This window comes from Pseudomonas sp. LBUM1673 (assembly GCF_059695645.1).
This window is the reverse complement of record NZ_CP166780.1, coordinates 1,472,582-1,489,309: the sequence shown is the minus strand read 5'-3', so window position 1 is coordinate 1,489,309 and position 16,728 is coordinate 1,472,582. Positions and strand designations below refer to the sequence as shown.

Genomic DNA, 16,728 nt, shown 5'->3' with positions numbered 1-16,728 from the left:
TCAACCTCCTTGGGGTTTGGATTTGACTTTCATTGCAGCGGATGCGCGATCGGCAAGGAATGACCAGGCCATCAAGCCGAAGCCGGCGACGATGCAGGCTACCGGCGCGCTGATCATTGCCACTCCGTACACCAGCAAGCTGAAGCCCAGCAGCCCGGCCAGCCAAGAAAGGATGACCAATTTCATATACCCGCCCCTTCGTCGTAGATGGATTTGCCGGTCGGGCCGCCAGCTTTGCTGCTGGTCCCGATGGCGATGATGGCGGCGACAATGCCGTCGATTCGGCCCGTGGCCTTGGCCTTGTCCGCCTTACGGTTGTTGGCAGGGTCGGAAACGATTACTGCGTTGCCGGCGCACCAGGTCATCACCGGGTTGCCGTCGTGGCGCAGTGTTTCAACCGTTTCGTTTTCGATGACTTCCCAGTCAGTTGGATCAAGATCGATGACATCCTGTTCAGGTGATCGGCCGAGTAACCGGCGTTCAAACTCGTCAACCGCCGGGGCCATGTCCTTGAAGCCCTGACCAAAGCCCACCATTTCCGGGAGCGTGATGTCTTCGTCGCTCATCAATTGCAGCAAGTCTTCGACACGCCACCGGTCATAGCCAATGCGCTCAACGTCGAAGTAGGCGCAGATCTTCACTAGGCGAAGCAGAACGTGCTTCTTGCTGATGGCCCTGCCCGACGTCGTTTCGAGGTGGCCGTCCTTGATCCACATGGCATAGGGGACTTTGTCGCGATCCTCGCGCCCTTGTAGGTCGTCGTCCGGTATCCAGAAATACGGCAGCAGGCGCCAGTGTGGGTCGTGCAGGGTCGGCCAAAAGATCAGGACGAATGCCGTCAAGTCGGTGGTGCTGGAAAGGTCCAGCCCGCCGACACAGCGGCGGTTCCGCAGCAGCCGCATGGGCACGCGCTCTTCGGCTTGTTTCCAGACGTCCCAAGAGATCCACGGGGCGTCAGCCGATGTCCACTCACAGAAGTTCAGGCGGCGTACCACTGACTCTTGGGCTGGCAGCCCTCTGGCTGACTGGACCTGCTCACGCAGATACATGCGACCAGGGATGCCATCGCTCTGACCTTCAGCGATGTGATCGAGTGAAGGGTTGACCTTGGACCAGCAGGCTTCATCTTTGAGCGGGTCATCGCCTTCATCCAGGGAACAGATGAAGGCGAAGAAGCTATCGTTGTCTTCAATGGCCGCGCAGATACGCACACCCAGGTCGTGGTACTGACCGCAAACCGTCTTCTTGTCGGAACCGCTGTTGGTGATCATCACCACCATAGCTTTGCGGCGGTTCTTTGTACCGGCGCGCATCATGTTCACGGTGGAAGCGGTCTTGTGCTCGTGCAGCTCGTCTAGCAAACCAATGTGCGGCCGTGGCCCGGACTTGCCTTCGTCGGCACTGATGGGCCGGAAAAAAGAGTTGGTGCTCGGATAGAACAGGTTCCAGACTTTTTCATCCCGCCCCGACTGCACCAGCCGAGAACGAAGCTTTTTAGACATGTCGACCATCGACACGGCATCTCGAAACAGGATCATCGCCTGATCGCGTTTGGTGGCCGCCGCGTAAATTTCAGCGCGCTGCTCACCATCAGCAACCAGTCCGTAAAGGCCGATACCTGCAACCAACGGACTTTTGCCGGACCCTTTGCCTGTCTCGATGTAGCCCAATCGGAAGCGGCGATAACCATCAACGGTCATCCAGCCAAATAAACTACCGACAACGAAGGCTTGCCACGGTGCAAGCATGAACGACATGCCTTCGTAATCTCCACCATTCAGGCAAAGGACATCCTCGAAAAATCCAATAGCGCGGTTTGCAGCATCCAGATCCCAAATCAAACCGCGTGACGGGCCGTGCTCCACGTCTCGAAGGTGGCGTTTACAGGCGTTACGAACGTTGGGGCCCGCGATGATTTCACCAGCCAGGACGGCATGGGCAAAGGAAGTAACTCGATCTTCAACTGAAGTACTTGTCTGCGGCGTCTCGTTGGTCATTTGGGAATAGATCACCTTGCGGTGCCGATGCAGTTTTCAGGTTGCGCCGGGACATTGGCGACATGCCGAACTGGGCGCCGGCGGCATTAGCACGCTTCTCCGCGTCGTTCGCGAGCTGGCGAAGGACGTGCATCTGTTGCGCGCCGGTCTTGAAGGTTTGGATATCGCCACCCAATTCATCATCGGATGCAGTGTTGCGCTTCGTGATCAGCCGCTGGTAGCGACGCCAATCAGCCACGGCCTGGCAATAAGTGGCCAGCGCCATCGAATCCAACTGCGAAACGATGCCCAGAGAAATCAACGCGGGGACCAACTCATCCCATTCCGTGACCGCTTCAGCGGACAAGACATCGGGTCTTGGCGGTGCGCCCACTGGTACAGCGGGCTTCGCTATCTCCGCGAGCAGGTCCTCGCGATTTTCCCGACCTCGGTTTCCTTGCAAAAGTTTGAGCACCGCCGGCATTCCGGGGCGCCCCGAGTTTCCATTTCCGGCCATAAATAACCCCTAGCTGTTGATACCCCCCCTCCCTCATTTTTCCCGACTTTGCGTAAAGAGGGGGGCGAGCGGTCTAGAAGGAAGTCTGAATGAAGTTTTTCACCCCCCCTACCCTCGGGGTTGTGCCATTTTTTGGTGCGTGGGGATGGTCCATCACCGGTTCCAGTGATGCCCCGGGTCGACTGGCCTGCCGTCGAGATGGCAGCCGGGTAGCCGGCCGCTCTTCTCCATCCGCTGTTTGGTCGAGTCATGACAGAACTTACACAGGCTCGCCCAGTTCTTCGGATCCCAGAACAACTTCCATGCCGCCTTGATGCGCACCGGATCGCCGCTGTCCTTGGCGTCCTTCAGCTTCGGCGCCGTCTTGTGGTCAACGATGGTTGCTGCCACCGGCCGCTGGTCCGTCGAGCACATGGTGCAATAGGGATATTCCCGCAGGTGACCATCGCGTGACTTCTGCCACTTGTACCCATAACCCCGCGCTGCGCTACTACCGCGCCGATCACTGTTCAGACGGGACATCGACAGGTGCCTCACTCACGCCGAGCCGTTTCGCAGCCCACCGTTCATACAACCCGATCGCCACGTCGGCGCCGCCCATCGCGGTGAGACAACCGAACGCGCCGGCCGTCCAGATCGACATACCGGCACCGATCATCAGCATCATTGCCGACACACCACAGACGATGCAGGCGCCAGACCGCAGAGCCAGGCGCCGCAACAATGCCCAGCCTCGCGCGCCGTCTTTATCTGCGCGCCACATCTCACCCGAAACACCGCCAACCAAAGCCAAGAGGATCACCAACCAGATCGGCATTTCCGCCAGCGCCTGCTGTTCATTTGTCATGTTCTGTCCTAAGTGGTGGTGCCGGAGCTGCAAAAGAAAACCCCGCCGAAGCGGGGTTAGGTGACCGGCTCAGGGAAGGCCGGGTGAAGCTGCACAGCACATGCGAGGTCAGCGCCAAGGCGCAAATTCCATATCGTGGGGACTTTTTACCCCTCTCCGGAAAAACCGAAAAGAGGTCATTTTCGGTAGGTCAACAAACGACATGTAAACGACCACAATACGACCACAATACGACAAAGTACCCCGACGAACGGTAGCTAACAGGCCCGAGCGCGCTTACTACTTGATGCCCGAGTAAGGTTGGTTTCGAGCGCACCACTGCGTCGATCAAGTCCCCTGGTCGTAGCGCTGCGAACAGTGAGGATCAATTGCACCTGCTGATGCAGACGATGAACCCAATTCCGATACGTCCGGTCAGCATCGACAGGAAGTCCGAGCAACTGCAACTGAGATCGAACCGAGTACGCAGGTTGTGGCAAATACCGATTGCGAGCCAAGACCGCGAGTTGAGCCCCTTTCTCTGACTGCCGCTCAAGCTGCGCAAGGGCCGCCGCTACTTCCATCGCGGCATGATCCATGCCGCCACCCGCCGCCATCAACAGGTCACGCGATCCAGGCGTACCGCGCGGCGCACTGCCGCCCCACTGCATGATTGTTGCCATCGGACTGCCCAGCCCGCCGCCGTCGCCAACCTGGCAGTGCTGGCGCGCCCAATGCTGCATCAGCTCTTCAATTTCTTCGATCATCGTCCTCCCCCCCGAAAAACTGAACCCGACACAAAAAAGCCACTACCCAACACAAACCCAACACAAATAAATCCCTTTAAAATCAATACTTTTAATAACTTTGAGTTGAGTGTGTTGGGTTTGTTGGGTTTTTCTGTCCTCGCATAAGAAAAAAAATCACCCTTAGCTTTCAGTGCAAATAACGTCACGCATGCGCGCACGCGACGCCAAACCCAACACACCCAACACAACAGCCGGAAACCCGCGAAAATAAAGGCCTGAAACTGTGTTGGGTAGCAAAAACCAACCCGACACACACCCGACACACCCAACACACCTTTAGGCGTAGTCATGCGGCAGCCGCCTTGATGTGGTCCCAGTTGTCCACATTCCAGCCTGCCAATTTCGCCTTTGCCCGCCAGGCGACGACCATCGCGCCAAGCTCGGCCGATTTCAGTGATGGGGGCGGGGAAGCATCCTGATCAACAGGAAAGAAGAACGCACCAAACTTGCGATTACTGCCATCTGTCCACGGTATCGAACGCGTCTTTTCCACTTCGGAATTGATGAACAACGAGAACTTCGTCTGACTCATCACGTGTTCTTTGTTGCGCTGACACCACTCCAGGAACAGCGAGTAAAGGTCAGTGGAAAGACACGGCCCCCAGAGCCCCTGACCCAGCTCGCTGTACTTCCACAAGTGCAGGAATGTCTGCCAACCGGCCCGACTCAAGGCCACCAGGCGTTCGCGGGCGTCAGTTGATGGCGGGCGCGTCCGCTGATTGAAGTCACCCAAATCAACCGACAACAGCCAGCCATACAGGGCCGCGACTCCACCCTGCTCCAACTCCTGGCCTATGGCTTTCTGGCGATCGACCGGCAAAGTCTCGAGCGGCCAAACCACCAGCATTCGGCGGTCGCTGTCGCTGATCGGCCACGGCATGATCTCGTTGCTCAAGAAAACCGCGTTCATATGGTTGGATTCCTCCCAGCCGTTGATGAACTTGGATTCCATCCGCACCGTTTTGCCCGTGACCAGGTGCTTGATCTTGCCCACCTGGTTGTAGCGCTGATCTCGACTCACCACCTCTTCGAAAACTGCCCACAACTTACGGCTTTGCCAGGCGTTGAAATTGCTCTCCAACTGGGTCTGTCCGACTGTCGCGGCGTACTGGCCGTAGAGCTTGCCCAAGGTATCGGCGAAAAACAGACTCTTACCCGATCCCTCCATGCTGGAGTGCATCAGCACCGCGGTATCCATCTTGGCGCCGAGGTGCTGGAGCGGATAGGCCAGCCAGCGAGTCAACCAGATCGCCGCGTTTTCATCATGGTTGCACAGGAACGAAATCAGCCACCGCAGGTTCGCACAAGCCGCATCGTCTCTGACGGGCTCCAATGGCAGACCATCAAAGGTATTGATGTACACCGCCGGATCCTTGGTCATGGTCGGATCGAAGACGATATGGTCCACATCCACAGTGCGCCGCTCGCTGCTGTTCAACCACAGCGCATAAGCGTCACCCAAGGCCATTTTCACAGCCCCCTCGGCAACGCGGCGCTTCTTCTCGCGATCCCAAACGTCTTTCGTGCCATCGATGTAGACGTACCGCTCGGTCGGCGGCATCCCGAAGGCACCACCCTTTTTGCCCGCCATCCGCCGCGATTGCTCGATATCGCGCACATGGTCATCGGAAATCAGCTTGCGGCGTTCGGTGTCTTCCAACCACTGCTTTGCCAGGGGCTTACCGACACGCGCCTCAAATGCCGACTTCTTCATCACCCGCGACTGGTCAAAGTCCCACACATGCGTGGTGCCCTCCACCAGTGCAAATCGCCGAAGGATGTGTTCAAACGTTAATGCGTCCCCCGCCCCCCCATCAGGAGCCGGAGCGGCCTCGCTGGTGCCGTCGGGCACAGAGCCCGGCTCGCTCGGGTCACAAGATGGGGACGGGGGAAGATCACGCGGATCCGGGCGCGAAGAATGCTGCATACCCAGCAATCGCGCCGCGTCCTTTACCGCTCGCGACTGATCACCACCATGCTGCAACAAACAGAACACCTCGAACGCATCGTTCTGATGCCCGTTCGCGAGCGGATCAGCACCATGGTGTGAATAAACCTTACCGTCGTCGCTGACCGTTACACCCGGCATTCCAGTGCTACTGTGCGGATACAACCACTTACTGCCGCGCTTGATGTAGTCGTGCGCACGCAACAGCTCTTCAACGTCGTGACTGCGATTGAATTCATCAATAACCGACGGCTTGCCTGCGGCGGGCGGCGGACGTTTGATGACTTTCGCCAGAGGTGTCTTCGGTTTGGGTGCCCATGGGCACGCGGCCTCAGCATCGCGTTTGAAGATGTCCCAGTTATTCCAAATCTTCAGCAACTCAGGCGCAAGCACCGGCAAGCCATCAACAGAGCTCGGAGGCGTGCGCCAGGTGTAGGGCTTGCCAGTACCTGGGTGAATAGATGGTGGCAATACGTCTTGCACCAGCCCACCACGCAATTCGAACACAGTTATGCGCTGATACTCATCGGCCTCCGCACGCGCCTCGGCCTCACCTACTGCATCACCAGCGTCCTTGGCAGCTTTGGCCTTTGCGGTCAGAGCCTTGTGGATCGAACCATCAGGGTCTTTTTCATTGGGCCACGCAAGTGCAACCCGGCTCAACTCAACACCATCAGGAACGCGGAACATAATGCGGAAGCGAGCCGGGTTTCCAACTACAGTCGGAAACACCAGAGCCATTGCATCAAGGTCAATTTCCAGCAGGTCATACAGCACGTGCCGAGTCCACTGAACATCATCGACATCTAGAGAGCAGATGCGGCTCGGCCCCAAAACGACGCCGAGGTTGTGCTGGGGCTTCTTTTCCCAGAACTGGGCAGCTTTCGCCGACTCCGTGAAGTAGCCACCGGGCTTGTTCCACCCCTTCCCCTTCGGACCCTTCTCACCGGGCTCTATCGGGACGAGCGCCAAACCAAATGTGTCGATGTAGAACTGAGCCCAATCAGCAGTAGGCAATCGATTGTCGTGATCACTCATCTGCGCCGCTCCCGCAACCCCTGACAACTGACGCAGGTCGCACAACCCTGGATCGTCTGTTGACGAAGTAACGGGATAGGTTCGTCGCAATCCTCACAGATTTGGGCGCTGACAGCGCACGTTGGGCGCTGACGGCGATCCAACGCCACCTGTAGGAAGTACTCGGCCTGGTCGTTGGCGATATCGATAACATCAGTCATCTTGGCGGGCCTCCATCGCTTCCCTGGCCCCGGCCATGATGCCCAACACCGCACGGATTACGTCGTTGCCGTGCTTCTCCAGGCATTCAACTTCGCGCGGCTCCCAGACGTTGTCGGCGGCACCTTCGTGCATGCTGGAAACAAACAGGCCGGTCTGGTGTAGCACCTTACTGACCGCCAGCAAAGCTTCCTTGGTCGGCGCCGCCGCTTCCGGCTTGTACCAGACCATGCCAGCGGGCCGCATCAGGGCATCCAGCAACAAGGGATTTGCCGTCAGGCGTATCACCTCCTCCAGCTCATCAGGATCAAGCCACCGGCGCTCTTCGTCGTGCTTTAGTTTCTTCTGGAGGGTGTCGTAATCGATGACCATGTCCAGTGCCAGAGCAGTCACACCGCCCCGATAATCATGGCCTGCCCGGTAAAGGGCTTTGCGCAGCGAAAGGACCGGGCCTGCACCCGGCAAAAGATCTGTGCGACTCATAACCGTAAATCCCCTATTTACGGTGTGGCCGTAGAGCCAAACACGCTCTATTCTACGACCACGACCGATGTGCTGTGCGAATCGTGCTGTGCAGCACGGTTCATCGTTCCAGTCGGCCCAGGGGATTCTTATGGTGAGAGGTCCTGGGCCGACGCGCTATGTAGCGACTTGCATGTACGTTGTGTAGCTCGTTACTTCCGGCCTGTAGTTTCTTTGGTGAGAGGTTTCAGGCCGGTGCTTCATGTGGCGGTATGGTATGTGCTGCATATCGCCACCGCTGGGCTGGGGGATTCTTATGGTGAGAGGCCCTAGCCCGGCACCCTTTCAAGCTTTGGGCTCGATGCCTCCAGCGTCTTTAACTTCGTTGTATAAGCGCTCAATCGCCTTCCCAGTTACATATCGAACATCTGCACCTTTCGCGGCACGATTAATAGTCGGCTGCGTTGTTCCTACTCGCTCCGCAATTACCCGCTGGGATAAACCAGCTTCCAGCAACTCCGCGAGCATTTCTTGGATAGTCATCTTATTCACCGATGCGCCTTCGCATTGGACGCAACAATACACAAACGTATTGATTCGTTCAATACAATTGACGATACGTTTATGAATCAAGGGCAAAAAAGTGATTGGTGACCGCATCACTCAACGCATGGCCGAACTGAACCTATCCGAGGGTGAGCTTGGTCGACGCTCTGGCGTTCCTCAGCCAACAATTCATAGGATCGCTACAAACGCCGTAGCCAGCCCTCGCCAAGAGAATGTTGAAAAAATTGCTAAAGCTCTAAAAGTCAGCAGTGAATGGCTATGGAAGGGAGGCAGCCAAAAGGAAACAAGACCCACCGCTCTCGACACAAATATTGAGCCCGGTCCAGCCATCAAAGGATATGTTCCACTGATTTCGTGGATCCAAGCTGGCGCTTGGTGCGAGATATCCGATGTCCGCACCCTGGATGACGCAGAGATCTGGCTACCATGCGCCGCCTCACATAGTTCCCAGAGTTATGCCCTTCGAGTTCGCGGCCTTTCCATGTTCAACCAACACGAACGTCGCTCATTTCGAGACGGAGATATCATCTTTGTTGACCCGGCAAAGGATGCCGAGAACGGCTCTCTTGTTATTGCCAAGCTAATGGATAGCCAAGAGGCAACATTCAAACAGCTGGTCATGGAAGGGAGCCGCCGATTCCTAAAACCCCTGAACCCAGCATGGCCAGACCCGATAATTGAATTGGACGATGATGCAATGATCTGCGGTGTTGTCTTCTCGAAACTAGAAATTTTCTAATACATTTGACAGCGTCAAAGCCCGCACATATGCGGGTTTTTTTTGTGAAAACCAAAAATCAATACATGTAAGTATTGACTGATTCGATACGAATTTGTATCGTTCGCCTCGTACACCTCTCACCAAAGAGTACGAGACATGCAAACGACACAGCACAGCAACGCCCGCTGCCCGGTCTACCTGCACCCCTCTGCGTGCAGTAGCCTCGCCGCCGTAGAAGCCATCCAACGCCGCACCGGACTGCTGGTGATCACCAACCCCAAAGGCCGCACCGAGGCCATCAAGCCTCTCAACACTGCCGCACCCGATGAAAGCTCCTCGCCGTTCGGTGGTGACGCAGCATGAACAGCTATCTCATTCCACTCGCAAAACAAGAGCTCCTGCACCACATGTTGCAGGTTGGCGGCACCGCTGTGTGCCCCCTTCAACGACCAGAGCAAACCATTCATGCAAGCTTTGAAGTCGAGCTCACCGACGATAACGCTGTCATCAACGTTGACCTGGGCGGGCACTCGGGCCACTTGACCCTCAAACGCTCAGATCGGGCAAACCATCTGCACCTTCGTGACTTTATCCAAGACATCGCGAATGGGCGCATTGAGTCGGCCCGGCTTGCTCCGGCCTCAACGACGGATGACCAGAAGCCCGAACTCGAAACGCCCACGCCAACTCCGGAGCAATCTAGCCGCGATGCGCAAATACATCGAATGCTGGACGAGTCGGAAGCCTTGATTAAAGGCGTCCGCAAACTGCTCGCCGCCTGAGGACCGCGCCATGAACCGCACCCTGGACGAAACGGCCGCCGTGCTCGGCCTCAAACCCCGGAAGTTCCGCGAGCAACTGCGTGAGCTTCGCGTACTGACACAAAGCGGCGACCTGGCCAGCCACCACCGTGGCGGCGGCAATCTGTTTTCAGATCCGCGCAGCGTCCAGATCGGAACCACCAACAGTTACAAGCACTACGCCGTGGTGATGGTCACCGAGGCCGGCGTGCAATGGCTGGCAAAGAAGCTTGGCATCGCCATCACGCACAAGGACGCCGCAGCATGAAAACCAATTACTTCAATGCGTACACCCAAGCCCTCGGTGCCCTTCGGTTGATTCCAATCTATCTGGACAGCCCGGGCGTGGTCAGTCGCGCCACTCTTATCGGCGCCGCAAGCGAAGCCATTGATCTGCTGGACAGTATCCCTTGCCGCACAGTGGAGCTGGCAGAGGTCTTTCGCTGCGTCAACGACGTGATTCAAGAAGGCCAAGTGGCTTATGTCACCCCCACCAACTCGCCCGAGTTTCCCTTCGGCGCCGTGGTCGCTGACGAAAAAGGCCAGATCTGCGCTGCAGCCATGGGCAAGAGCAAAGAAGGCCTCGCCGAACTGATCCGCCTCAAGTTGGTGCCCCGATCGGAGGGGTTCGGGGAGGACGCGGCGTGAGTAACACCATTGACCAGCTGCGAAAGGAATGGGCGACACCATGCCCAACGCTATCGGCCATCCGCCAGCGTTACTTCTCTCACATATCTAGCGATCGCTACCTACTACGCCGCATCAGCGCCGGGCGGATTCAGTTGAAAGTGACCCGCCTAGGCGGAGCAGGAAACAAAGGCACAGCAGTTGTTTACCTGCATGACCTGGCCGCCTACCTCGATGCCCAAGCGGCGAAGCAAGCGGCCTGATTCAACGGTGGCCCCTGCCGTCCAGGGGCAAACAACATCCACTCAATGAGGCACAGCACATGAGCAAAGCTCGCCCCTTCATCGACACGTTACGGGATATCGAGGCCGGAGGTCTGCTCGATGAACTCAGCGAAACCCAACACAGCCTGATCGACGCCATTCGCCAGACCGGCAAGGGCGGAGAGCTGAACATCAAGCTGATTTATAAGCCTGACGGCAGCGGCCAGATGACCATCAAGGCCGACGTCAAAGCGAAAGAACCGATTCTGTCTCGCGGCACATCGCTGTTCTTCCTGACGCCCGAAGGCAACTTGACCCGCCGTGACCCACGGCAACAAGACTTGCCACTACGCACCGTCAGCGAAGAGCACGCGCCCGACAAATTGCGCCACGTCAGTCAGTAACTTCTGACTTCAAAACCTCTCACCACAGCATCACCCAATGGAGCACATCCAATGCAAGAAGCCCTACAGCAACTGGTCACCCTCGCGCAGACCATCGGCAAGCCAGTCGATCATGCCGCACTGCCCGCTCCATACGCCTTGGTTCCAGCCGGCGTGAAGCTGCAAGACCTCGAAGGCCTGCTGCCAGCACCGACGCGCATCCGCCAGGGCATCACTGTCCTTGATGCTGACACCTTCATCGCGTACGTAAACCGCTTTGCTAGCCCGGCAGCCGCAGTGTTCTGCAATGGCCCAGACGGTCGCACCTTCACCGCCGTGCTGGACTACCACCAACCTGAAGCGCCGGCGTGGGGTCAGCACAAAGCCGAATACTGCTGCCCGATAAGCATCGAGTGGGGTCGCTGGAAGGCCGGGGATCGCAAGCGCATGAGCCAAGCTGAATTCGCGGAATTTATCGAAGAGAACATCAAAGACATCACCAGCCCCGCCGATCTGCCGCAGGCGCCGAACTCCGCAGACATGCTGGAGATCAGTCGAACCCTCGAAGCCAAGAAGAACATTAGCTTCCGCCAAGGAACTCGCCTGGACAATGGCCAGGTGCAGCTGACTTACAACGAAGAAATCGACGGTCGCGCCGGCGAAGCTGGCCAGCTCAGCATCCCTGAACAATTCTTCATTGCCGTGAAGCCCTTCCTCGGCGGTGACGCCTTCTGCGTCCCTGCCCGCTTCCGCTACCGCATTCTGGAAGGCCGCTTGCAAATGTGGTTCGAGCTGGTGCGACCAGACAAGGTACTTGAAGAAGCCTACAACGCCGTTCGCCAGAAGATCCAAAGCGCAATCGGTGACGTACCTCTGTACGAAGCCACCCTGTAACTAAACCCCAAGCAATACCCCGCCGCCGGCCTCTCACCAAGAATCCCGGCGGCGGGCTCTACCGAGGTACACAGCACATGACCACAATTCAAGTTTGCGCGCTGATCGTTCTGATCGTACTTGTTGGCCTCACCTATCGGGCAGGCTATCGCGGCGGTCTGAACGATGGCCGCATCGAAGGTATCGAGGAAGGCAAGGCCATTCAGCAATCAGATAACTCAGGAACGATTCAGGACCTGAAGCGATCGCTTGATCAGGCGCAGGCTCACTACAAGCATCTGCACTCCCGCTATGAGCGCGCCTTGGCCGCTTCAAAACTAGGGGAACAAGATCGACAGACTCTGCTGGATATCGCAGAAAAACTGCGAATCGCAGCCGAGACATTCAGCGCATTCCGTACAGGTAAGAAACTCGAACGAGACACCGTTGCGCTCCGCGACCAAGCCCTCGTCATCGCAGCTCTTCTGGAGCCGGTAGCACAGGAGGATGCGGCATGAGCCGAGTAATCCCAATGCTACGCCTTACCCCAGAGGCTGCCGGCCAGTTGCATCAGCAATGCACCAAAGCCACCACCGAGCTGCAGGAGCTGACTCGTTTCCGTAAAGAGTTCGATCGGCAGCTGGCCATGCTGATCGGCAATAACGCCCTGCGCAAACTGCACAAGGACACCAAGAACGCGTTGCTGCTGGCCGACCTGGTCAAGGAGGCCGCATGAACAGCCAAAAAGACATCACTCTCTGCATCTATCACGGCAACTGCGCTGACGGTTTCGGCGCCGCCTGGGTTGTTCGCAAGGCCTTGGGCGCCGACATCGAATTCCATGCAGCCAGCTACGGCCAACAACCGCCCGATGTAGCGGGAAAAAACGTGATCATCGTCGACTTCTCGTATCCCTACGAAACGCTTGTCGAAATCGCTGACCAAGCAGCATCGGTGCTGATCCTCGATCATCACAAAACGGCGCAAGAAGACCTTAAAGGGGTGTTTGCCGCAGGCGAGAACTATGAACAGTTCAACCGCGAATGTAAGGCCGAATGCTTGATCTGCAATGCACCACATATCGGACAGCATTTCGACATGACCCGTAGCGGTGCCGGCCTCACTTGGGACTTCTTTTTCCCCGGACAGCCGCGCCCGCAGCTGATCAACCACATTGAAGACCGCGATCTTTGGCAATTCAAACTGCGCGGCACCCGCGAGATCATGGCGGACCTGTTCAGTTACCCGCAGGACTTCGCGATTTGGGACCGTCTCTTCGCCGATGACATCAACGCACTGCGCCTCGACGGTGTGGCCATCAATCGCCAGCATCAAAAGACCGTAGCCGACCTGGTGCACGCCACCAAACGCCGCATGCTCATCGGCGGCCACGACGTACCTGTCGCAAACCTTCCATTCATGTTTGCGAGTGATGCCGGGGCTGTTATGGCTGAAGGCGAACTCTTCGCCGCCTCTTACTTCGATACTCCTGATGGCCGAAGCTTTAGCCTGCGCAGCACAGACGCCGGCATGGACGTATCCGAAATTGCCAAACAGTACGGTGGCGGAGGTCATCGCAATGCCGCTGGCTTCAAGGTTTCGTTCGATCATTCTCTTGCGCAGGGCCGAGTATGAACAATGAATTTCAGCGCGAAGAGCGCTACGTCGTGTTCAAAATTTCAAAACTCGACTCTGATGCCTTCGTTAAGGCAAAGCAGCTTGAAGCCTTGAACAACAGCTTTCTCGAAGACGCTCGTGTCGAGTGCGTCGTTGTTGAGGCGGATTGGCCGGAATATGAACGTGTGTGGACGATGATCGAAGCGCGGGTGACTGGCAAGGTATCTGCCGTCGATACACCCGAAGTTTTGGCGGTCGTAGCGGAAACGGAAAGTGCTTTTCCGGAAACGATGGTTATCCATCGGGATGCCATTGACGCAGTACCCGTCGGAACCGAGTTGATCGACCGCGCCCACTTCACACGACTGCAAGCCGAGATTTCCGCGCTGAGAGGTCTGACGCCAGGTCTGCCGCCCCGTCCACCCGAGGGACAAGGGTTGCCACGCTATGGACTCCGCTGGAACGGCCCCAGCCAACCACTGGCGGTACCCATGGAGGATGGATATTGGACGCCTTGGCACCTGACCGACCAGCTCAGAACGGAGAACTTAGAACTGCAGCGAGCAGACGAATGTTGGTCCGCCGTTGTGAGCTATATGACCGGCGCCGGAAGAATGGAAGAGCCGATGGAGTTCCTGCGGTGCTGGAATGAAGGCAACTTTGAGGCTATTCGAAAGGAATGGCCGGACTCTCCGAAGGAAGTCTTTTATGCCGATCCTCTATCCAATGGGGAGGCATCATGACCACTGTCACCATCAAAGAGCGCCAGGTTTTATTCACCGCGCCGATGGTGCGCGCGATTCTCTATGGACAGAAGACGGTCACTCGGCGGGTGATCAAACCACAACCCGCGCTTGAAACAGAGGAATGGGTATTGGATGCCGGGGGAACTGGAAAGTGGATGGGTTCGGGCCCATCACCAGCTACAGGCGGAACCCGGCAAACATGGAGGTGGGCGACCTGCCCCTATGGCAAGCCCGGCGACCGGCTGTGGGTGCGCGAGACCTGGTACTGCGATCACTTCGAGGTCATGCGCGGCCCATACATCAAGCCGGATGACTTGGATATCGACACCGCGCGGAACGACGGCACGCTGGTCTACGCCGCCGACGGGCTGACGCCTTACGAACAAGAGCAGCCAGTTTGGAAGCCAAGCATCCACATGCCGCGCTGGGCCTGCCGCATCCTGCTGGAGATCACCGACATCCGCGTTGAGCGATTGCAAGACATCAGCACTGAGCAAGCTCTTGCGGAAGGTGTGAAAAGCGCTGAGCGCGAAATCGACCCTGAAGGCAATGACTACTCGCCCTGCGAGCTATTCGGTGGGCTGTGGACAATGTTCAACGGAATTGAGTCGTGGAACGCCAACCCGTGGGTATGGGTCGTCGAGTTCAAGCGGGTGACGTCATGACCAACCTTGATCGCTATTTAAAAGAGGTCGAAGTACTGTCTGTAACTTCGCTCTCACATGCAACGCTTTGGCGGGAAGTAAAAGCAAAACGTTTTCCCGCGCAGGTACGCATCTCACCAGGCCGGGTTGGTTGGCGGGCGTCGGAGATCGCAATCTGGCAAAGCGCACCCGCCGAGTGGAGCCAACGTGAGGCGGCCTGATCAGGCCGCCACTTTTGCCTCATCAACAAGCCAGGCAGCCCATACATCAAGGGCTGCCTGTTTTTCTTTGAAATAGTCATAGCGGTCGTAATGCTTGGACGACACGTCAGAAAACGCATGCCCCTGAATCCGGTCCCGGATTTCCTTGCTGATCCCCGCCACGCCCATCAACGTTTTACACGTCCTCCGAATATCCCTCAGCGTGAAAGGTCCGGCGAACGCTTCCTTATGCCTCGAGTAAAGCTTGGTGACCGCGCGCGACAACGAATTGGTATGTATTGATTCGGTGAGATCCTTGCCGGAGAAAGGGTATGGATCCTTGGCGGTGATCATCGACAATCGCTCCAGGCATCCCAACGCGAGCTCATTAAGCGGCACAGCATGCGCGGTACGCTCCCCTGCCTTGCCTTTCGCATCCCGAATCAACACGTGATCCTTGTGATACATGCTCCGGTCCGCGGTCAGTAACTGGGTCGGCCGCTGGCCTCCCGTGGCGATAAGGAATTTGATCAGCTCAGACGTCACGATACTGAGCTCTTCCGGCAGCAGGTTCCACAGCGTGCCCAGCTCCTTTGCCGATAGCGCCCGCTCCCCCGGCTTCTCCCAATCCTTCTGAACAGGGACACCCGCCACGGGGTTATGTTTCAGCCCGAACTGGATACCGTCTTTGAGATACTCCCGAGGATTGTTTTCTTGGTTGAGCCCGTGTTGAAACGCCGCGTGCAGCCGGGCTCTGACTCTGTTCGTAAATGTGGTCACACCCGCCTGGATCATCTTCGACAGAATGTCCTTGATGTGGCCAGGCTCAACCAGCGTTGCGGGCAGCTTCGCAATCTCTGGGTGCGGCTCAGTGACGTACTTCTTGAACGACCACTTCACGTCATCGTGTGAAGCCGCACCCTCAGCCTTAAGCTTTGATACGTAGGAATCGAGGAGCAGGGACAGCGAACCACCAGATGCGTCGGTTTCGCCTGCCTCGCTGCACAGGAGTCGCGCATCGGACAGCGATAGGTCCGGCCAGTTACCCAGCTTCTTTCGGCGGATCTTCTGCTGAACATAGCGAACGTAATAAAGCTCTTTGACCCCGGTAGTTTTGACCTTGACCACCAGCACACCGCTACCGCGTGAACCTCGCTGATCGGATCTCGTGTAGTCGGTCTCGCCGGGTTTCATTGATCGTATCTGTTTGTCTGTTAGCATCAGGTAAGGTGTCTGTTAGAGGTGTCTGTTAGCCGGAATTAACAGCAGATTACCTGATACGCAGTGAGACTAGAAATGTGGTTTTAATGCGTTGATTTATAACGATTTTTAACACTTGTAGATACAGAGCAAAATTTAGTGATATTCCACGCTATTCAGCTTCCCAAGCTGATAACGAGGGTTCGATTCCCTTCACCCGCTCCAATCAAATATTTGTCTCACGTCAGTTTTTGACGGGGGATGCAGGAACAAAAAGAACCGGCCTTGATGGCCGGTTTTTTTGTGTCTGGGG

Annotated in this window: 26 protein-coding genes; 14 read left to right on the top strand and 12 right to left on the bottom strand. The window is 57.0% G+C overall.

Annotated features, from left to right (window positions below; translation table 11 throughout):
- The 11 genes from ACA044_RS06745 to ACA044_RS06695 form a co-directional block, all read right to left on the bottom strand.
- A complete protein-coding gene (locus ACA044_RS06745; RefSeq protein ID WP_497445674.1) occupies positions 1-186 on the bottom strand; it encodes a hypothetical protein in 186 nt (61 codons plus the stop codon).
- Positions 183-1,997 (bottom strand): terminase large subunit, encoded by a 1,815-nt coding sequence (locus ACA044_RS06740; protein WP_497445673.1) that lies wholly within the window; start codon positions 1,995-1,997, stop codon positions 183-185. Before ACA044_RS06740 ends, ACA044_RS06745 begins: the two co-directional genes overlap by 4 nt.
- Positions 1,960-2,460, bottom strand: a complete 501-nt coding sequence (locus ACA044_RS06735; protein WP_497445672.1) for a phage terminase small subunit P27 family — start codon at positions 2,458-2,460, stop codon at positions 1,960-1,962. Before ACA044_RS06735 ends, ACA044_RS06740 begins: the two co-directional genes overlap by 38 nt.
- A gap of 186 nt (positions 2,461-2,646) precedes the next feature.
- Complete coding sequence (locus ACA044_RS06730) at positions 2,647-3,015, bottom strand: HNH endonuclease (protein ID WP_497445671.1); 369 nt, start codon at positions 3,013-3,015, stop codon at positions 2,647-2,649.
- Positions 2,996-3,340: a phage holin family protein gene (locus ACA044_RS06725; RefSeq protein ID WP_497445670.1), complete on the bottom strand. Its 345-nt coding sequence runs from the start codon at positions 3,338-3,340 to the stop codon at positions 2,996-2,998. The genes ACA044_RS06730 and ACA044_RS06725 overlap by 20 nt, the downstream gene beginning before the upstream one ends.
- A 257-nt stretch (positions 3,341-3,597) precedes the next feature.
- Positions 3,598-4,086, bottom strand: coding sequence for a hypothetical protein (locus tag ACA044_RS06720; protein WP_497445669.1), 489 nt, complete (start codon positions 4,084-4,086; stop codon positions 3,598-3,600).
- Entirely contained in the window at positions 4,083-4,418 is a 336-nt protein-coding gene (locus ACA044_RS06715; RefSeq protein WP_497445668.1) for a hypothetical protein, read from the bottom strand. The genes ACA044_RS06720 and ACA044_RS06715 overlap by 4 nt, the downstream gene beginning before the upstream one ends.
- On the bottom strand, positions 4,415-7,114 hold the full coding sequence (locus ACA044_RS06710; RefSeq protein WP_497445667.1) for a bifunctional DNA primase/polymerase: 2,700 nt from the start codon (positions 7,112-7,114) through the stop codon (positions 4,415-4,417). The genes ACA044_RS06715 and ACA044_RS06710 overlap by 4 nt, the downstream gene beginning before the upstream one ends.
- A complete protein-coding gene (locus ACA044_RS06705) occupies positions 7,111-7,314 on the bottom strand; it encodes a TraR/DksA C4-type zinc finger protein (RefSeq protein ID WP_258696458.1) in 204 nt (67 codons plus the stop codon). The genes ACA044_RS06710 and ACA044_RS06705 overlap by 4 nt, the downstream gene beginning before the upstream one ends.
- Entirely contained in the window at positions 7,307-7,795 is a 489-nt protein-coding gene (locus ACA044_RS06700) for a phage regulatory CII family protein (RefSeq protein ID WP_258696459.1), read from the bottom strand. The genes ACA044_RS06705 and ACA044_RS06700 overlap by 8 nt, the downstream gene beginning before the upstream one ends.
- Before the next feature lie 324 nt (positions 7,796-8,119).
- Complete coding sequence (locus ACA044_RS06695) at positions 8,120-8,317, bottom strand: helix-turn-helix domain-containing protein (protein WP_497447177.1); 198 nt, start codon at positions 8,315-8,317, stop codon at positions 8,120-8,122.
- A 100-nt stretch (positions 8,318-8,417) separates the two neighbouring features.
- On the opposite strand from ACA044_RS06695, the gene ACA044_RS06690 reads away from it, so the two are divergent.
- From ACA044_RS06690 to ACA044_RS06625, 14 genes are all read left to right on the top strand, one after another.
- Positions 8,418-9,080, top strand: a complete 663-nt coding sequence (locus ACA044_RS06690; protein ID WP_497445666.1) for a LexA family protein — start codon at positions 8,418-8,420, stop codon at positions 9,078-9,080.
- Positions 9,081-9,218: 138 nt separating this feature from the next.
- Positions 9,219-9,425: a hypothetical protein gene (locus ACA044_RS06685; RefSeq protein ID WP_497445665.1), complete on the top strand. Its 207-nt coding sequence runs from the start codon at positions 9,219-9,221 to the stop codon at positions 9,423-9,425.
- On the top strand, positions 9,422-9,844 hold the full coding sequence (locus ACA044_RS06680; RefSeq protein WP_497445664.1) for a hypothetical protein: 423 nt from the start codon (positions 9,422-9,424) through the stop codon (positions 9,842-9,844). Before ACA044_RS06685 ends, ACA044_RS06680 begins: the two co-directional genes overlap by 4 nt.
- A gap of 10 nt (positions 9,845-9,854) precedes the next feature.
- Positions 9,855-10,130, top strand: coding sequence for a hypothetical protein (locus ACA044_RS06675; protein ID WP_497445663.1), 276 nt, complete (start codon positions 9,855-9,857; stop codon positions 10,128-10,130).
- A complete protein-coding gene (locus ACA044_RS06670) occupies positions 10,127-10,510 on the top strand; it encodes a hypothetical protein (RefSeq protein ID WP_497445662.1) in 384 nt (127 codons plus the stop codon). The genes ACA044_RS06675 and ACA044_RS06670 overlap by 4 nt, the downstream gene beginning before the upstream one ends.
- Positions 10,507-10,752, top strand: coding sequence for a pyocin activator PrtN family protein (locus tag ACA044_RS06665; protein ID WP_497445661.1), 246 nt, complete (start codon positions 10,507-10,509; stop codon positions 10,750-10,752). The genes ACA044_RS06670 and ACA044_RS06665 overlap by 4 nt, the downstream gene beginning before the upstream one ends.
- A gap of 59 nt (positions 10,753-10,811) precedes the next feature.
- Positions 10,812-11,156 (top strand): YfdP family phage-associated protein, encoded by a 345-nt coding sequence (locus ACA044_RS06660; protein WP_497445660.1) that lies wholly within the window; start codon positions 10,812-10,814, stop codon positions 11,154-11,156.
- 51 nt (positions 11,157-11,207) lie between these two features.
- Entirely contained in the window at positions 11,208-12,029 is an 822-nt protein-coding gene (locus ACA044_RS06655; protein WP_497445659.1) for a YfdQ family protein, read from the top strand.
- 77 nt (positions 12,030-12,106) lie between these two features.
- Complete coding sequence (locus ACA044_RS06650) at positions 12,107-12,526, top strand: hypothetical protein (protein ID WP_497445658.1); 420 nt, start codon at positions 12,107-12,109, stop codon at positions 12,524-12,526.
- Positions 12,523-12,744 carry a hypothetical protein gene (locus tag ACA044_RS06645; RefSeq protein ID WP_497445657.1) on the top strand — a complete coding sequence of 74 codons (222 nt, stop codon included), beginning with the start codon at positions 12,523-12,525 and terminating at the stop codon, positions 12,742-12,744. The genes ACA044_RS06650 and ACA044_RS06645 overlap by 4 nt, the downstream gene beginning before the upstream one ends.
- A complete protein-coding gene (locus tag ACA044_RS06640) occupies positions 12,741-13,643 on the top strand; it encodes a DHH family phosphoesterase (RefSeq protein WP_497445656.1) in 903 nt (300 codons plus the stop codon). Before ACA044_RS06645 ends, ACA044_RS06640 begins: the two co-directional genes overlap by 4 nt.
- Positions 13,640-14,368 (top strand): hypothetical protein, encoded by a 729-nt coding sequence (locus ACA044_RS06635; protein WP_497445655.1) that lies wholly within the window; start codon positions 13,640-13,642, stop codon positions 14,366-14,368. The genes ACA044_RS06640 and ACA044_RS06635 overlap by 4 nt, the downstream gene beginning before the upstream one ends.
- Positions 14,365-15,036, top strand: coding sequence for a hypothetical protein (locus ACA044_RS06630; RefSeq protein ID WP_497445654.1), 672 nt, complete (start codon positions 14,365-14,367; stop codon positions 15,034-15,036). The genes ACA044_RS06635 and ACA044_RS06630 overlap by 4 nt, the downstream gene beginning before the upstream one ends.
- Positions 15,033-15,236, top strand: coding sequence for a helix-turn-helix transcriptional regulator (locus ACA044_RS06625; protein WP_497445653.1), 204 nt, complete (start codon positions 15,033-15,035; stop codon positions 15,234-15,236). The genes ACA044_RS06630 and ACA044_RS06625 overlap by 4 nt, the downstream gene beginning before the upstream one ends.
- Here ACA044_RS06625 and ACA044_RS06620 read toward each other — a convergent pair whose 3' ends face one another.
- The gene (locus ACA044_RS06620; protein ID WP_497445652.1) at positions 15,237-16,436 is read right to left on the bottom strand and encodes a tyrosine-type recombinase/integrase; all 1,200 of its coding nucleotides are present in this window, start codon (positions 16,434-16,436) and stop codon (positions 15,237-15,239) included.
- Between the last annotated feature and the right edge of the window lie 292 nt (positions 16,437-16,728).

Bases quoted from the DNA above. Each gene is read 5' to 3' on its own strand.
- ACA044_RS06745 (WP_497445674.1), bottom strand. From the start codon at position 186: ATGAAATTGGTCATCCTTTCTTGGCTGGCCGGGCTGCTGGGCTTCAGC.
- ACA044_RS06740 (WP_497445673.1), bottom strand. From the start codon at position 1,997: ATGACCAACGAGACGCCGCAGACAAGTACTTCAGTTGAAGATCGAGTT.
- ACA044_RS06735 (WP_497445672.1), bottom strand. From the start codon at position 2,460: ATGCCGGCGGTGCTCAAACTTTTGCAAGGAAACCGAGGTCGGGAAAAT.
- ACA044_RS06730 (WP_497445671.1), bottom strand. From the start codon at position 3,015: ATGTCCCGTCTGAACAGTGATCGGCGCGGTAGTAGCGCAGCGCGGGGT.
- ACA044_RS06725 (WP_497445670.1), bottom strand. From the start codon at position 3,340: ATGACAAATGAACAGCAGGCGCTGGCGGAAATGCCGATCTGGTTGGTG.
- ACA044_RS06720 (WP_497445669.1), bottom strand. From the start codon at position 4,086: ATGATCGAAGAAATTGAAGAGCTGATGCAGCATTGGGCGCGCCAGCAC.
- ACA044_RS06715 (WP_497445668.1), bottom strand. From the start codon at position 4,418: ATGACTACGCCTAAAGGTGTGTTGGGTGTGTCGGGTGTGTGTCGGGTT.
- ACA044_RS06710 (WP_497445667.1), bottom strand. From the start codon at position 7,114: ATGAGTGATCACGACAATCGATTGCCTACTGCTGATTGGGCTCAGTTC.
- ACA044_RS06705 (WP_258696458.1), bottom strand. From the start codon at position 7,314: ATGACTGATGTTATCGATATCGCCAACGACCAGGCCGAGTACTTCCTA.
- ACA044_RS06700 (WP_258696459.1), bottom strand. From the start codon at position 7,795: ATGAGTCGCACAGATCTTTTGCCGGGTGCAGGCCCGGTCCTTTCGCTG.
- ACA044_RS06695 (WP_497447177.1), bottom strand. From the start codon at position 8,317: ATGACTATCCAAGAAATGCTCGCGGAGTTGCTGGAAGCTGGTTTATCC.
- ACA044_RS06685 (WP_497445665.1), top strand. From the start codon at position 9,219: ATGCAAACGACACAGCACAGCAACGCCCGCTGCCCGGTCTACCTGCAC.
- ACA044_RS06680 (WP_497445664.1), top strand. From the start codon at position 9,422: ATGAACAGCTATCTCATTCCACTCGCAAAACAAGAGCTCCTGCACCAC.
- ACA044_RS06675 (WP_497445663.1), top strand. From the start codon at position 9,855: ATGAACCGCACCCTGGACGAAACGGCCGCCGTGCTCGGCCTCAAACCC.
- ACA044_RS06670 (WP_497445662.1), top strand. From the start codon at position 10,127: ATGAAAACCAATTACTTCAATGCGTACACCCAAGCCCTCGGTGCCCTT.
- ACA044_RS06660 (WP_497445660.1), top strand. From the start codon at position 10,812: ATGAGCAAAGCTCGCCCCTTCATCGACACGTTACGGGATATCGAGGCC.
- ACA044_RS06655 (WP_497445659.1), top strand. From the start codon at position 11,208: ATGCAAGAAGCCCTACAGCAACTGGTCACCCTCGCGCAGACCATCGGC.
- ACA044_RS06650 (WP_497445658.1), top strand. From the start codon at position 12,107: ATGACCACAATTCAAGTTTGCGCGCTGATCGTTCTGATCGTACTTGTT.
- ACA044_RS06645 (WP_497445657.1), top strand. From the start codon at position 12,523: ATGAGCCGAGTAATCCCAATGCTACGCCTTACCCCAGAGGCTGCCGGC.
- ACA044_RS06640 (WP_497445656.1), top strand. From the start codon at position 12,741: ATGAACAGCCAAAAAGACATCACTCTCTGCATCTATCACGGCAACTGC.
- ACA044_RS06635 (WP_497445655.1), top strand. From the start codon at position 13,640: ATGAACAATGAATTTCAGCGCGAAGAGCGCTACGTCGTGTTCAAAATT.
- ACA044_RS06630 (WP_497445654.1), top strand. From the start codon at position 14,365: ATGACCACTGTCACCATCAAAGAGCGCCAGGTTTTATTCACCGCGCCG.
- ACA044_RS06625 (WP_497445653.1), top strand. From the start codon at position 15,033: ATGACCAACCTTGATCGCTATTTAAAAGAGGTCGAAGTACTGTCTGTA.
- ACA044_RS06620 (WP_497445652.1), bottom strand. From the start codon at position 16,436: ATGCTAACAGACAAACAGATACGATCAATGAAACCCGGCGAGACCGAC.